Origin of the sequence: Rothia amarae, from assembly GCF_014705945.2 — a bacterium.
In the GTDB taxonomy this organism is placed as follows: domain Bacteria; phylum Actinomycetota; class Actinomycetes; order Actinomycetales; family Micrococcaceae; genus Rothia; species Rothia amarae.
Map to the genome: position 1 here is coordinate 150,339 of NZ_CP061538.1, position 14,205 is coordinate 164,543.

Here is a 14,205-nt window from a genome sequence, read left to right on the forward strand (position 1 = left end):
CAGCGGCGCGAGTGATGTGTGCGATGTCTTCATTGTAGGGAAAGCAGGAAACCGTAGAGCCTCAGGGCGGGTAAATGAAGCTAAATGACACGAGAAGTTTAGGTAACGAGCGGCTCGCTAGAGAGGGCGGATTTCTACTACTTCGTATGATTTTGCGGGTTTAGCTTCTTTGCCGCAGGAGGCAGGTACTGCGGCTGTTTTTCCCAGCTTGACGACGACGTCCCAGGCGCGAGTCTCGGCTCCCCGGGCGGATCCCCATTTCACGTGCACCGAAGATATGGCTGAATCGGAATATTTTTGAGGGGCATCTTCAAAAGTTAGTTCTTCAATTCCCGGTTCAATCTGCTCGGCGAGGAGCGACTCTCGCACCGCCACCTCGGCTACCTGATGAGCTGCTGGCAAGCTCGAACGTCCGCGTAAATTATCCACCAGCGGCACTCCGGTTTCCTCAAGACAGCTAGTAGCAGCCAATATGCTTTCTGCTGAGATTCGCCCGTAGGTGTAACCGGATGGCAAAAGCATCGCCGTCGGGGCAAGCCTATGACCGCTCAAATGCGAACACTCCCATACGGTGCCGCCGGGTCTCATCTGATCGAGAAAGCGGGCAATGGGGCGACCTCGCAAGGCACAGCACTGGTCTCTTTTGGCATGGGCACACACTAGGGTGAGAACCGTTCCGGGGAGCCGTTCTGCAAAGGGAATCTGAGAGGGGTCATTCAATGGCAATTCGAGTAAGTCTGCAGGTCCTTTCACGCAGAAAGTGAATAGTTGGTCTTGCCCGTGAATTCGACGGGCGAGAAAAACCCTTCGCACGCCGTCCTGAACCACCTGCCCCAATCTGCCCGGTTTACGGATGAGAAGCAGGCGGTATCCACCCTCATCAGCAAGTTTTTTCTCCAGTGTCTGAGCTACAGTGCTATCAAAGGCAACGCCATCGAAAATATCCCTTCCCCAGGCGCCGGGCTGTTCCAGAGCAATCCAGCCGGGTTCATACGCTGCTGTTCCCGCTAAGTTTCCCTCGGTAAAAGTGGAGCAGGAATTCTGGGGAACGTCAGGAAAGCGAATAGCGGAGAGAACCTTCTCTGTCGTTACATTTGACGCTACAGATGTTCGCGATACTGGACTATTGAGCGTACCGCTTTTGCCCTCTGATAAGTAAGTACCCATAGGAATAGCATAGAGGTGAAAGAACATTCAAACATCCCTTGTACAAAGGAGTAGGCATGATCGACGGCGCGCTTTCTAACCTTCCTCTTTGTAGGTCGCCCCGATAACATAGCGGTTCGTGAAGCTGGTCTGGTTACCTTTGCGGTCAATATTTTCATGCTTCTTCTGGCGCTGGCTTCGGTAATTATTACTGTTCCCAAGTCTTCTCCCGAGGAGCTTGCAGCAGCAAAGGCGGCTAACAAGTAGGACTTTTCGGTAGCCTAAATACATGACCGAACAACCTACCTCAACAGAGCAGAGCGCAACACCAACGCATCAAGCGTTGCCACCGCAACCTAAAGTACGCGTGGACGTATGGCTCTGGTCTGTTCGTGTCTTCAAAACTCGCTCTTTAGCTAATGACGAGGTCAAGGCAGGCCACGTTCGCGTCAACGACGCCCATATTAAGCCGTCGTTCAAAATCGGCAGCGGCGACGTCGTCCGGGTGCGTTACCCCGGGTACGAGCGGGTCTTTAGGGTAGTCAAAACCCTCACCAAACGCGTGGGCGCCCCAGTGGCGGTCACCTGTTATGAAGATCTTTCTGAGCCCAAGCCTGCCTACCTCACCACTGGCGCTGTGCCGCGGCGCGAACGAGGAGCGGGGCGTCCCACCAAGAAAGAACGCCGTGCCTTGGATAAACTTCGCGGCTTCAATGAGTAATGTGAGCTCCCCAACTGTATTCTGTTTTCATGACAGACTTTATTATCCGAGGAATCAACGTAGATTCCGATGAAGAAATGCGCCAGCTCAACGAATTAGACGAGGCATGTGCGCAGGACATTTATGGGGCGTCCCAGAAGTCTACCGTTGATGAACGACGCGCGGCGCTCGCCCCCAGTGCTTACCAGAAAACCGAACGTTTTGTAGCGGCTGTTTCTGAAGGAGATGCCGAGCGCGTTGTAGGTATCGCTATCTGCGGAATGCCCTTGTATGAGAACAAAAAGACGGCGTTTATTGGTCTAGCGGTTCACCCGGAATACCGTGGACGGGGGATAGGCTCGGCTTTGGCGGAGCGGTTGAAAGAAACTGCCCATGCCGCCGGTCGAACCACCTTGGATTCGTGGGGTGAGATTCCTGCTGATGCCAACGCCGATGATTCAACGCTTCCTGTGAACCTTATTGCCCGCCGTCTAGGGATGGAAAAGAAAAACGTGGCGGCACAGAAGACCTTAGACCTTCCCCTCCCCGAAGGGAAACTTGCGCAATTCGAAGCGCAGGTTACCGAAAAAATTGGCGACTATCGCCTGGAAACATGGACCGACGGCATTCCCGAAAATCAGCTAGAGAACTACGGGATTTTATTGCGTCAGCTAGAGCTCGACGAACCCACTGGTGACCATAGAAATGAAGCGCCTGAGTTTTCTGCCGATCGTGTGCGTGAAATTCGCGAGAAGCAAAAAGCAATGGGCTTCCGGGACGTCATTACGGTGGCATTCTCGCCAGAGAATGAAATTGCTGGCCAGAGCGAAATTATTTATAACACCAATGAGGGAACTTCTATCGGTTTCCAAGCAAACACTTTGGTGATGCCTGCCCATCGCGGGCATGCTCTAGGGCTGGCTATGAAGGTGGCTAATCATCGCAAACTAGAAGCAGTAGCACCTCACATCAAGGTGGTGGTGACGGGCAATTCATCGCTGAACACTCAAATGAACGCCATCAACGAGCAGTTTGGATATAAGGTCGCCTGCCAGGAAATTGCTTTTCAAAGTTAGGAGAGTATGTGGCGGAAAACCAGAATCACGGACCAAATCCTTGGGAAGCCAACGACCCCAACAATACGAGTTTCTATCCGGAGCCACCGCCGGCGTCGTCCTACGTTCGTCAGCTTCACAAGCTGGCGGTTGGCATGCTAGTGGCGAATGTAGGGTCGTCTATCTATTTTTTCGTCACGGTAGGTAGGGACCAGGAGGATTTTAGCCTTATGGCGTTGCTGTTTCTATGCCTTTATCCGTTTATGGCGATACGGCGCGGTATGAATCCTCGGAAAGTTCGGCTCAGGGAGTTACCTACGACTGAACGCGGCTGGTGGCGTCGCTATGAGATTGTGCGGCGCTCAGAATACGTGCTGGCAATTTGGTGGTCACTGCTCAACTGCGCGTTTTTATTCCTGAGCACCGTGCTGGGCTGGCAGCCGCGAGGGATATTTTTCTTCGCGGTCACGGGCCTGACGGCGTACCTCATCCAGTGGCAGTACAAGCGGCAACTGGAGAAAAATACCGCGCACCTGGAGTAGTTGCGGGTGCGCGGGTCACTAAATCTGTGAAAGTGCATGTATTTGAGTGCACTTTTACAGATTTGCTGAGCATCTTCAGGAGAAAAGCGATGTGGCTAGCAGGAATCCCTCAACCGGCGTAGAGTAGTAAGCGTACTGTTTATGTTATTTGTTTATGTTATTTTTGGAGGAAATAATGGCTGATTTCACCAAAGAGCAAGTTGTAAAAATCATGCGTGAGGAACGACTGGTGATGATGGCCTCGCTCTCTGAATCAGGCAAAATCCAGACCCATCCGATGACCCCGCAGGAAATTACCGACGACGCCGATGCGTGGTTCTTCATCGCGTTGAACTCCGACCAGGCGCGGCAGATTAAAGCGAACCGCGAGGTTAACCTTGCCTTCGCAGAAACCGGTTCCTGGCTATCAGTTTCAGGCACCATCGAATTTGTAGAGGATCGCGCACAGGCTGAAAAGCTCTGGAATAAGGGCATGGAAGCTTACTTTGAAGGTTTAAATGATCCTAATCTGGGTTTGATTCGTTTCAATAGCGAATCCGCGCAGTTCTGGGGCACCCCGGGCGGCAAGGTTATGGCGCTGGCTGAGATTGTGAAGAACCGTTTGACCGGTGCTGATCATGATGGCACTAGCGACACTGTAGAGCTTTAAAACATAAAGATCTCTTGTAAGAGCCTGACTATAACTGGGACGAGACCCTCTTCAAGAATTTCGCGAGTATTTTTGATTTCAACGTTCCCACTATTGTGCAGATACTGCCGGAGTTTGTTAGGCAGCGAGGGGACTTGCAAAGGTACGCATACTTTGCTTGTTCCTCTCCTGCCTAGCCTTAGGTTCGGAAACGGGGTTCAGCACGGGTATCAATTTTCTATGACTTTAGACCTTTTGTGAGTAACTTTTGTAGTTGAATTCTATAAAATAGGAGATAAATTACTACCAAAATTTCCCCTGGTCACCTAAATTATCAGAACTAATAGGAACGATAATGCCCCCAATAAACCCTAAGCGCAGGGAACTCGTGAAAGGTATAGGATGGGCCGCCCCAGTAATCTTAGCGACTACTGCTATACCCGCCTATGCCGGATCTCAAAATACTACAAAAACCCTCCAAGGAAAGTTGTTGCTGGGTAAATCTTGCACGACGGCAGGTGCAGGAACCTCAGTTGTTTCACTCGATGGTACAAAAGAGGTCTATCCCACCGGCGGGCTGTGGGTGGGCGGTGTTAAAACCACCGATAAAATCACCAATGCCACCATCACTTTCTACTTACCCACATCGTTAGGATCTTTAGCCTGGGTCAATACTCGTTTAGCTGCTGATCCTACCTATGTTCCTTTGTGGTCAACTCCCAAAGTTGATACAACTGCGTCTCAGCGAAGCGGCTACACTGCGTACACCATGAAATACAGTGGAGGTTGGACCTATAACTCTACTGATAAGACATATATCGCTGAAGTCCCCCCGAAATTCACGGCAAAAATTTCTTATGCAACCTGCACCTCTTCAATTACTGCCTATTCGACACGTAGCGTGAGGGTGAATGGAACGGTTTACTCGTTCAACCGAGGGCCGGTCACAATATAAATCTGTGGAGATATGGTCTATCCCCACGTCTGCTCGCCCAAAAGGAGCAGTCCAATAATCACCATCACTACCCCGGAGAACAGTCCCATCGTCTTTGAAATGCCGGGGCGGGACGTCAAAACCTTCCGCGCAGAGGTAGGGACGGCGCCGTCGGCAGTGTGCGCTCGCGGCGGGTTACGAAAAATAGAGATACCTACCCATATCAAATAGAGTGCGCCCACAATGGTCAGTGTTTCTAGGGCACCGGGTATGCTCTCGATTAGCGTCGCTGCCCCCACCGCCACGATTACTACCAGACCTAGATATCCCAGAACGAGCCCTGCCACTGAGGGGCGCGGAGATTTCTGTTTGATAGCTGAGCTCAGAACGTATGCCCAATCTGCGCCTGGGGTGTAGGCAAGTAGCAAAGAAATAGACCAAAAGATAAAAGTTGAAACGAAGGACACGTTCTCAATTTTTCTCTGGACGGCAAATAGATTACTGATCCGGGGCGGTAACTCAAGGAATACAGTAGCGCATTGGCGGTGGCGTTTGCCTTTTCAAGCTCTGTCGCTCGGTTCGATACAGTAGTTTCATGGCTTCCTCACCTACCCCTGCGCCGTCCGCATCAAGTTCTTCTAGCCTTAATCGGCAGATACTCGCGCTGGCGGTGCCAGCTTTTGGGGCGCTCGTCGCCGAGCCGCTTTTTGTGCTGGGTGATACCGCTATTGTGGGGCATCTGGGCACCGAGCCGTTGGCGGGTCTGACTTTGGGCGCAACCGTTATTCAGACGGTCGTGGGGATTATGGTTTTCCTGTCCTACTCCACCACCCCTGCGGTGGCGCGAGCTTTTGGTGCAGGAAATTTGCAACGAGCTTTTACTGCCGGACGCAATGGCCTGTGGGTAGCGCTAGGGCTGGGGGTAGTTCTCGCTATCGTGGGGTGGTTTATTGCAGAACCTGTGTTGCGGGCAATGGGAGCCTTCGGAACCACCGCGGAGTATGGGGTGGCTTATTTGCGCCCGTCGTTGCTCGGTCTGCCCGGCATGTTGCTGGTGCTTGCCGCAGTTGGGGTTTTGCGCGGTCTGCAAGATACTAAAACTCCGCTGTACGTTGCGGGAGTCGGCGCGGCCCTTAACTTGGGGCTGAGCTGGCTTCTGGTTTATCCGCTGGGCATGGGTGTGGCAGGTTCAGCGGTGGCGACTGCCTTCATTCAGTGGTGTATGGGGCTGACTATGGGTGCAATGGTGGTTCGTGGTATGCGCGCGCATAGCGTTTCCCTTCTGCCCGATCTCCGTGGATCTCTCAGTGTTTTTCGAGTGGGCGGCTGGCTCATGTTGCGTACGCTCACCATGAGAATTGCGCTACTTTCTACGGTTTTTGTGGTGACCCATCAAGGCGCCACAAATCTTGCTGCTTATCAGCTGACAATGACATTCTTTAACTTTCTCGCCTTTGCCCTCGATTCGTTGGCTATCGCTGCCCAGGCATTACTGGGTAAGGAAATGGGTGCACGGGATCTTTCCACAACGGCGGGGCGAGGCGCCGTCCGGTACCTTAAAAATCGCTTGGTGAAGTGGAGTCTGTGGTTTGGAGCGGTGACGGGTCTGCTCTGCCCCATCGTTGGGTTCTGGGGCGGCTGGATTTTTACCGCAGACCCACAGGTTCAGCATCTCTTCGCTCTTGCGATGCTGGTGGTTGCGGTAGGGCAGCCCATCGCAGCTTACGTTTTTATTCTCGACGGCGTTCTCATTGGCGCTCAAGATGTTCGATACTTGGCTCTAGCTTCGGTTTTCACACTGGCTTTCTACGCTCCTCTGCTAGTCATCGTGTATTTCAGTATGACCGATTCGGTGTGGGCATTTCTTGGAATCTGGACTGCGTACGCAGGTGGTTATATGGGTGCTCGCGCGCTGACGTTGGGAGTGCGCGCCCGTCAGGACGTATGGATTAAGTAAGGGGAGGGCAGGCGCTCCCGGTTTGAGAACACGCGGTTCGTTCAAAAGCACAGCTAAGATCCGTGTGTGGTGGACAAATTGTGTGCTTTCGATATGGTGTGAAGCCTCTCACTAATTGGTAGGCTTTCCCTAGGAGGAAACCACATGCCTGTACATCAGAACCACATACTTACTCTGGGGATATTGACGCTGGGAGTTCTCACTCTGGCGGGCTGCTCGAACGACGCCGCATCGCAGGTGCCTGCACCGCCGTCATCGGGAAATATCCTCGATAACGCCGATATTCTGACTGACGCGCAGGAGCAGAGCCTCAATCAGCTCATCGAGCAACGCAATGGTGAAACGGATGCTGCACGGGTGGCTATTTACACCTATGCGGAGGACCACGGAGACGTCAAGGACTACGCAACCGAGGTGGGTAACGCTTGGGGTGTGGGTGATCGCAGTAAAAACGGCGTGGTAATCACAGTAGATATGAACTCTCGCAAAATGTTTATCGCCACTGCAGATACCTCGCCTATCAGTGACAGCGACGCCGAAACTATTGTGGAAGAAGACATCCAGCCTTATTTCAAAAACGATAACTTTGAGCAGGGGCTTACGAGTGCTACCGAAGATCTATATTCAACAGCGGAAGGTAATAAGCCAGCGGCTATTACAGACAGTCAACGCCACGAAAATATAGTAGGGATTATCGCATTTTCGCTTGTCGGACTTCCTTTGCTGGGTTGTTTGCTGTGGTGGCTTCTTGACCGTCGCAAGTGGAATAAAATTGCAGATCGAGAAATTGAAGAGGCTCTCGCGCAAGATCCAACGTTAGAGGCTACCGATGAAATGCGCAAAGCCTACCGTTCTTACCGGAGGAATCATCGCAAACCTCCTCAGGGGGATGCGGATAAATATAACGCTGAAATCCAGCAAAAAGCCGACGAAGATGACCAGGCATACACGCTCTACGCCACTCATTATGCGGCATGGCTTCCCCTGTACGCCGTAGCGCCGAGCTTGTATTCAGGTAGCGGAGTGACCCCTGCAGAACACCAGGACCTCTCCTCGACCAGTGGTAGTTCCTTCGGCGGGGGAGGCGGATTTTCCGGCGGCGGAGCTGGCGGAAGTTTTTAAAGAATAGAGCGCCCCAGCGGAAATATTTTCTTTATCAATAATTTATTGGTTATTAAGTGTGGAGCTAGAGCGAACGGCATGGCACACTAGAAAGCTGATGCGGTAATAGAGAGGAGTTGTCCATGAGTGAGAGCACTGTTATAGCTAAACATAAGCTGATATTGGTGTTGTTCCTTGTTATGGGCGCATTTCTCTCTCATCTTTCATTTGCTCGTGCTGCCGAATCTCCAACGTCCGCCGATATTCCCTCAGCTCCCAAGGAAGGATACATTCGCGACGACGTCGACTTTTTAACCCCCGCAGACGAACAAGATATCAACGCCGTTATTGACGCCGCTAATAAAAATACCGACGGTGTGCGTGTCATGGTCTATATTTTTTCCAGTTCAGAAGTGAGCAATATTGCGGACTACGCCGGCGAGGTTTCCAAAGCATGGAACTTAGGTGGTAAAGAAGGAAATGGGGCGCTTCTTGCAGTAAATGTGCGAAATGGAGACATGCGTATTTATCGTGGTCGTAACGCTACGTTAGATAATGCTTCGACAAATGAGATTCTTCAGGATGTACTTCTGCCCAAGCTGAGCGAGGGCGACTTCAAAAATGGCATAGGCGACGCCGTCAAGAGTATCTATCAGAAAGCTGGGCAGGCAGAAAAAGTTCAGCAGGAAGAAAAAAATCAGGCGTACGCGCGGCAACTTCACGGTGTGTGGTGGGTTCTCGGGGCACTTTCGCTTTACTTGCTAGGTGTTGCTACCTATAGGATTCGCCGTCGTCAAAAATTTTACCGGTATGCCGATGCGCAGATTTATGATGCGGTCAGTAAAGACCCCCAGTTAGAGGTCTCAGACGAAACGCGCAGGGCGTATCGGAAGTATCGGGCTTTTTATAATCACAAGCCCGATGAAGGTATTCTTCCCTATAATTTGCGGTTAAAATCGAAGACCGCAGAGAGCCATGAGGAATACACCCAGTATGCCGATAACTTTGAAGAATGGTTGCCCCTGTATCGAGCAAATCCCGATTTATACACCGGTGAAGGCAATAATCCTGATGGACGCTTTTAGGTAAGTTTCCTAAGCCGTTGTATGCTTAAGTTCCATGGTGAACAACATTGGCTTTGACCGTGAGAAATATATCGAGACTCAGTCTCAGCACATCCAAGAGCGCCGCGAAGAATTAGGCGGTAAGCTCTACCTCGAAATGGGCGGCAAACTTTTTGACGATATGCACGCTTCCCGTGTGCTTCCCGGATTCACTCCGGACAACAAAATCGCGATGCTTGAAAAAATCCGCGATGAAGTTGAAATCCTTATCTGCATTAACGCAAAAGATCTTGAGCGCCACAAAATGCGCGCTGACTTGGGTATTTCCTATGAAGATGACGTCCTGCGCCTCGTAGATGTTTTCCGCGATCGCGGTTTCTTGGTAGAACACGTAGTGCTTACGCAGATGGAGGACGATGACCGTCTCGCCGTCGCCTTCAAAGAGCGCCTAGAGCGTTTGGGTATGAAGGTTTCCCGCCACCGTGTAATTCCCGGTTACCCCACGAACATGGACTTGATTGTGTCTGAAGAGGGGCTGGGTCGTAACGAATTCGCAGAGACAACCCGCGACCTCGTTGTGGTCACTGCTCCTGGTCCCGGTTCAGGCAAGCTAGCTACTGCGCTCAGCCAGGTTTACCACGAAAACAAGCGTGGAACCAAGGCAGGGTACGCAAAGTTTGAGACTTTCCCTATCTGGAATTTGCCGCTGGAACACCCCGTTAACCTCGCTTACGAGGCAGCGACGGTGGATCTCAACGACGCCAACGTGATTGACCACTTCCACCTCTCGGCGTATGGCGAATCGACCGTCAACTACAACCGCGACGTCGAAGCCTTCCCCCTTCTCAAAACCCTGTTAGAGCGCGTTACCGGCACTACCCCCTACCAGTCACCGACTGACATGGGCGTAAACATGGCGGGTAACTGCATTACTGATGACGCCGCCTGCCGCCACGCATCTGAGCAGGAAATTATTCGCCGCTACTTCAAGACCCTGGTGGATGAAGCTCGTGACGGCCTGGATTCTACTCAGTCTGACCGCGCCGCAGTAGTGCTGGCGAAGGCCGGCTTGAAGGCTGAAGACCGTGTGGTCATTGAACCTGCTCGTGCGCGTGAAGAAGAAACTTCGCTACCCGCTGCAGCAATCGAATTGCCCGATGGCAAGATTATTACCGGACGCACCACCGATCTTTTGGGTTGCTCCTCCGCTATGCTCTTGAACGCTTTGAAGCACCTGGCGGGTATTTCAGATGAAAGCCACCTGCTTTCCGTTGAATCTATTGAGCCTATTCAGAAGCTCAAGACCGTTCACTTGGGAAGCCAGAACCCCCGTTTGCATACTGACGAGGTTCTGATTGCTCTCTCAGTTTCTGCAGCGGCAAATGAAGAAGCCCAGCGTGCACTGGAGCAGCTCAAGAACCTGCGCGGTTGCGATGTTCATACCACCACTATCCTCGGTTCAGTTGATGAAGGTATCTTCCGCAACCTTGGTGTACTGGTGACTTCCGACCCGAAATTCCAGCGTAAATCGCTGTATCAGAAGCGGTAGTTTTTCCCGCAGGGGAGTTTGTATCAAAAAAGTCGGTTTGTACCAAGAATTTCGTGGTACAAACCGACTTTTTTGATACAAACTTTAAATTCCGACACCGATACCAAGTAATATTTCGCCGGCAAGTACCGCCCGCGCGTCGTGCTTTGTACAGTGGAAGAAACCACACATCCCTACAGAAAGTACCCCCCCATGACGGCAGCTTTAGTATCACTTGTCTTACTTATTATTCTTGTTGCGCTTGCGCTGATCTTTCTGGTGAGTTGCATTTTGGTGGTGCCGCAATCGGACGTCTATGTCATCGAGAAGCTGGGTAAGTACAATCGCACGCTGTCTTCCGGTCTTCACTTCCGCTTGCCGTTTGTGGAGCGAGTTGCTTACAAGCAGACCTTGCGTATTCGCGAGCTAGACCTGCTGGTTGCCACCAAGACCCAGGACAACGTCTTCGTGCAGGTTCCGGTGAACGTGCAGTATTTTGTGAATGAGAATGAACAGGACGTCAAAAACGCCGTCTACAAACTGTCGAACCCTGAAAATCAGATGCGTTCTTACATCCAGCAGAACATTGTAGGTTCGCTCTCCAAACTTGACTTGGACGAAGCGTACGGTTCGCTCCACCAGGTGGGTCTGGCTCTGCAGGGCGAGCTGACCGAGAAAATCGGCGAGTATGGTTACGTCATCAAGGATACGAACGTCATCGACGTCGAGCCTGCGCCCGAGGTCAAAGATGCCATGAACCAGGTCAACGCTTCAGAACGTAAGCGCCAGGCTCAAATTCTCACTGCCGAAGGTAATAAGCAGGCAGCGATTCTGGACGCCGAGGCTGAGCGTGACGCCCGCCGACTGCGCGGTGAAGGTATTGCGCAAGAGGGCGATGAGATTGCCAAGGGCATGAAGGAACGCATCGACAAGCTCAAGGACGCCGGGCTATCCGCTGAAGCGGCTGTAGAGTGGCTCAAATTCAACGACGGCATGGCGGTTTACTCTGCCCTCGCCTCCAGCAACAACGCCAAGGTTATTATGATGGACGGCAGCAATCTCAGCGGCAAAAACCGTTCCATGACCTCAGATGATATTACCCGTAGCATCATTCAGGCGGAGGAAGTGCAGTCCCACCGCTAAGTCTAGTTGCGTACTTCTACCAGGTAGCGATAGATAGTTGGTTCGGAAACTTCTAGTCTCTTAGCTGCTGCGGCTATTCCACCTTTGAGGAGGAAGAAGCCGGCGTCTTCTAAACTGCGTACCGCCTCTACTCTTTCTTCACGTTGCATGCGTTCGGGGGAGATACCCTGTTCGGCGATCGTTTTATCTAGCATGGATTCCAAGAGATGCTGGACGTTCGATCCCAGTGATTCCACTACCTCTCCCTGAGCTTCATCTGTAGGTGAGAAGTCAGTGGAGGCATCCTCCACCATATTGCTTGTCTGAACCTTTGGGCTCGACATCTCCGCAATAGTTTGAGCAATCGAGGGTTGCTGAATGAATGTTTGGATGTCACTGGGGAAGAAAGATTCGCTCTTCTCGTCTATGCCCGGATTCGGCGGAATAGCACCGGGTCCGGGATAGCCACCGAATGCCTGGGTTTTCTCCTGGGCGGTAGTCTCGGTGTTGCCAATCATCTTGCTTGTCAGGTTTCGTATCTGAATAAGGTCGCTGACGTCGACGTTGATGCAGAGCATTCCCCGCATCACGTTGTTTTCATCTCGTAGAAAGTAACTAGAGGAACGGCAGACGCGCCCCTCGGAGTTCACTGCTCGGTAACCTGTCATCATCGGTACATGGGTGGCATCACCCTGTTTCATAAACCATAGGGCGAAGTCCGTTACCGGCCCGCCAATCTGGCGGCCACTGATATGGCTGTTACTGATAGCGATAATAGATTTATCGGGGATATCTAAGTCGTGGAGAACAATTTCGACGTTTGGACCCATCGCCTGACCGAGAAAATCGACAAGCGGAATGTATTGATTGATGAATTCTGCATGCGTACGGGGTGAGGGGTCCATACTCTTCCTTAGATACCTGATAGCAAGAGAAACCTTGCCTGCTGTTTCCTGATGTTGTCTATAAATTGATTTTTCATATAGCTGAGGGTGCCCGCCACAAAGTGTGTGGTTGGCACCCTCAGCTGCTACAAACATATGAATTTATATTTTTAGCCACATACCGGGGGTACGGGTAGCACCGTTGTTGCCAATCCGCCGAGGGAAGTCTCACGATACTTAGAGTTCATGTCTTTACCGGTTTGGTACATGGTGGCAATCACCTTATCGAGCGATACGGTGGGTGCACTTTCGCGTTCCATCGCCATGCTCGCAGCGTTAATAGCATCGAGTGAAGCTACACCGTTGCGTTCGATACATGGAATCTGTACGAGACCGCCTACGGGATCGCAGGTGAGGCCGAGCTTGTGTTCCATTGCGATTTCAGCTGCTACGCAAATCTGTTCGGGGGTGCCACCCTCAAGCTGAGCGAGACCAGCGGCTGCCATGGAGCATGCAACACCTACTTCGCCCTGGCAACCAACTTCAGCGCCAGAGATAGAAGCGTTCATCTTGTACAGACCTGCTACGAGGTTACTTGCCATGATGTAATCGGCAAAAATTTTCTCAGTGACTGGTTCAACGAACTTGTCATAGTAGTGAATAACTGCCGGAACGATACCGCAAGCACCGTTGGTAGGAGCCGTTACTACGCGACCGATAGAAGCATTTTCCTCGGAAACAGACATTGCAAAGAGGTTGACCCAGCTCATCATGGTAAGACCATTGTTGGTCTCCTGAGCTTCCAGGCGACGGCGCAACAGGCCAGCGCGACGAGGAAGAAGCAGGTTACCAGGAAGGGGGCCTTCGCGATGCGAACCGCGCTCTACGCCGTCCTTCATAACCTTCCAGATTTTATCTAGATGGGTTTTGATTTCTTCTTCGCTGTGTAGTGCAAGCTCATTAGCCCAAGCTAGCTCGGGGAAAGTGAGATTGTTTTCTGCACAAAGCTGCAAGAGCTCTTCGGCAGAGGAGAACTCGTAAGGAACTTTCGCACTAGATTCTCCGCGCTTTGCAAAGTTTTCCTGGTCGACGATGAAGCCGCCGCCGATGGAGTAATAGGTTTTATGCAGAAGCTCTTCGTCGCCGTTGAAAGCCACAATGCACATACCGTTTTCATGCATGGGCAGGTATTCGTCGAAGAAGTACATGCCGTCGTCGGCGGGGAAATCTACTTCGTGAGTACCGTTGAGCTTGATTTTTTCGGTATGGACGACGCTCGCGATGAACTTGTCGATGCCGTCAATATCTACGGTTTCAGGTTCTTCACCAGCAAGACCGAGCAGCACGGCTTTATCGGTGGAGTGGCCTTTTCCGGTGAGGGACAGCGAACCATAGAGTTTTACCTGCACATGGGTTGCTTGATCGAGTTTTCCCTCTTCAATGAGTTGGTCAACGAAGGCTTTGCCTGCCTTCATAGGGCCAAGGGTATGTGAGCTAGAAGGGCCAATGCCGATCTTGAACATATCAAAGATGCTGATATACAT

At 51.8% G+C, this 14,205-nt stretch carries 14 protein-coding genes; 10 read left to right on the plus strand and 4 right to left on the minus strand.

Annotated elements, in window-relative coordinates:
- Positions 1–117: 117 nt before the first annotated feature.
- Positions 118–1,194, minus strand: coding sequence for a sucrase ferredoxin (locus tag IDM48_RS00745; RefSeq protein WP_190617604.1), 1,077 nt, complete (start codon positions 1,192–1,194; stop codon positions 118–120).
- A gap of 241 nt (positions 1,195–1,435) precedes the next feature.
- Between IDM48_RS00745 and IDM48_RS00750 the strand changes: the two genes are divergently transcribed.
- From IDM48_RS00750 to IDM48_RS00770, 5 genes are all read left to right on the plus strand, one after another.
- Positions 1,436–1,867: an RNA-binding S4 domain-containing protein gene (locus IDM48_RS00750; protein WP_190617606.1), complete on the plus strand. Its 432-nt coding sequence runs from the start codon at positions 1,436–1,438 to the stop codon at positions 1,865–1,867.
- 29 nt (positions 1,868–1,896) lie between these two features.
- Entirely contained in the window at positions 1,897–2,922 is a 1,026-nt protein-coding gene (locus IDM48_RS00755; RefSeq protein ID WP_190617609.1) for a GNAT family N-acetyltransferase, read from the plus strand.
- Positions 2,923–2,930: 8 nt separating this feature from the next.
- Positions 2,931–3,443 carry a hypothetical protein gene (locus IDM48_RS00760; RefSeq protein WP_145177342.1) on the plus strand — a complete coding sequence of 171 codons (513 nt, stop codon included), beginning with the start codon at positions 2,931–2,933 and terminating at the stop codon, positions 3,441–3,443.
- A gap of 175 nt (positions 3,444–3,618) precedes the next feature.
- A complete protein-coding gene (locus IDM48_RS00765; RefSeq protein ID WP_190617610.1) occupies positions 3,619–4,092 on the plus strand; it encodes a pyridoxamine 5'-phosphate oxidase family protein in 474 nt (157 codons plus the stop codon).
- Between the two features lie 469 nt (positions 4,093–4,561).
- Positions 4,562–5,026 (plus strand): hypothetical protein, encoded by a 465-nt coding sequence (locus tag IDM48_RS00770; protein WP_202939893.1) that lies wholly within the window; start codon positions 4,562–4,564, stop codon positions 5,024–5,026.
- A gap of 17 nt (positions 5,027–5,043) precedes the next feature.
- Here IDM48_RS00770 and IDM48_RS00775 read toward each other — a convergent pair whose 3' ends face one another.
- Complete coding sequence (locus IDM48_RS00775; protein ID WP_190617613.1) at positions 5,044–5,472, minus strand: LysE family translocator; 429 nt, start codon at positions 5,470–5,472, stop codon at positions 5,044–5,046.
- A 128-nt stretch (positions 5,473–5,600) separates the two neighbouring features.
- Here IDM48_RS00775 and IDM48_RS00780 point away from each other — a divergent pair, with 128 nt between their 5' ends.
- The 5 genes from IDM48_RS00780 (at position 5,601) to IDM48_RS00800 (ending at position 11,798) form a co-directional block, all read left to right on the plus strand.
- Positions 5,601–6,962, plus strand: a complete 1,362-nt coding sequence (locus IDM48_RS00780; RefSeq protein WP_190617615.1) for an MATE family efflux transporter — start codon at positions 5,601–5,603, stop codon at positions 6,960–6,962.
- 144 nt (positions 6,963–7,106) lie between these two features.
- Positions 7,107–8,084, plus strand: a complete 978-nt coding sequence (locus IDM48_RS00785) for a TPM domain-containing protein (RefSeq protein ID WP_190617617.1) — start codon at positions 7,107–7,109, stop codon at positions 8,082–8,084.
- 122 nt (positions 8,085–8,206) lie between these two features.
- On the plus strand, positions 8,207–9,148 hold the full coding sequence (locus tag IDM48_RS00790) for a TPM domain-containing protein (protein ID WP_190617619.1): 942 nt from the start codon (positions 8,207–8,209) through the stop codon (positions 9,146–9,148).
- A gap of 34 nt (positions 9,149–9,182) precedes the next feature.
- Positions 9,183–10,676, plus strand: coding sequence for a DUF1846 domain-containing protein (locus IDM48_RS00795; RefSeq protein WP_190617621.1), 1,494 nt, complete (start codon positions 9,183–9,185; stop codon positions 10,674–10,676).
- Between the two features lie 192 nt (positions 10,677–10,868).
- Positions 10,869–11,798: an SPFH domain-containing protein gene (locus tag IDM48_RS00800; protein ID WP_145177362.1), complete on the plus strand. Its 930-nt coding sequence runs from the start codon at positions 10,869–10,871 to the stop codon at positions 11,796–11,798.
- Between the two features lie 2 nt (positions 11,799–11,800).
- Here IDM48_RS00800 and IDM48_RS00805 read toward each other — a convergent pair whose 3' ends face one another.
- Complete coding sequence (locus IDM48_RS00805) at positions 11,801–12,682, minus strand: helix-turn-helix transcriptional regulator (RefSeq protein WP_202939894.1); 882 nt, start codon at positions 12,680–12,682, stop codon at positions 11,801–11,803.
- 149 nt (positions 12,683–12,831) lie between these two features.
- Positions 12,832–14,205, minus strand: a complete 1,374-nt coding sequence (locus tag IDM48_RS00810) for an L-serine ammonia-lyase (RefSeq protein WP_145177366.1) — start codon at positions 14,203–14,205, stop codon at positions 12,832–12,834.

Coding starts and splice junctions, on each gene's coding strand:
- IDM48_RS00745 (WP_190617604.1), bottom strand. CDS start 1,194: ATGTTCTTTCACCTCTATGCTATTCCTATGGGTACTTACTTATCAGAG.
- IDM48_RS00750 (WP_190617606.1), top strand. CDS start 1,436: ATGACCGAACAACCTACCTCAACAGAGCAGAGCGCAACACCAACGCAT.
- IDM48_RS00755 (WP_190617609.1), top strand. CDS start 1,897: ATGACAGACTTTATTATCCGAGGAATCAACGTAGATTCCGATGAAGAA.
- IDM48_RS00765 (WP_190617610.1), top strand. CDS start 3,619: ATGGCTGATTTCACCAAAGAGCAAGTTGTAAAAATCATGCGTGAGGAA.
- IDM48_RS00780 (WP_190617615.1), top strand. CDS start 5,601: ATGGCTTCCTCACCTACCCCTGCGCCGTCCGCATCAAGTTCTTCTAGC.
- IDM48_RS00785 (WP_190617617.1), top strand. CDS start 7,107: ATGCCTGTACATCAGAACCACATACTTACTCTGGGGATATTGACGCTG.
- IDM48_RS00790 (WP_190617619.1), top strand. CDS start 8,207: ATGAGTGAGAGCACTGTTATAGCTAAACATAAGCTGATATTGGTGTTG.
- IDM48_RS00795 (WP_190617621.1), top strand. CDS start 9,183: ATGGTGAACAACATTGGCTTTGACCGTGAGAAATATATCGAGACTCAG.
- IDM48_RS00800 (WP_145177362.1), top strand. CDS start 10,869: ATGACGGCAGCTTTAGTATCACTTGTCTTACTTATTATTCTTGTTGCG.
- IDM48_RS00805 (WP_202939894.1), bottom strand. CDS start 12,682: ATGGACCCCTCACCCCGTACGCATGCAGAATTCATCAATCAATACATT.
- IDM48_RS00810 (WP_145177366.1), bottom strand. CDS start 14,205: ATGTATATCAGCATCTTTGATATGTTCAAGATCGGCATTGGCCCTTCT.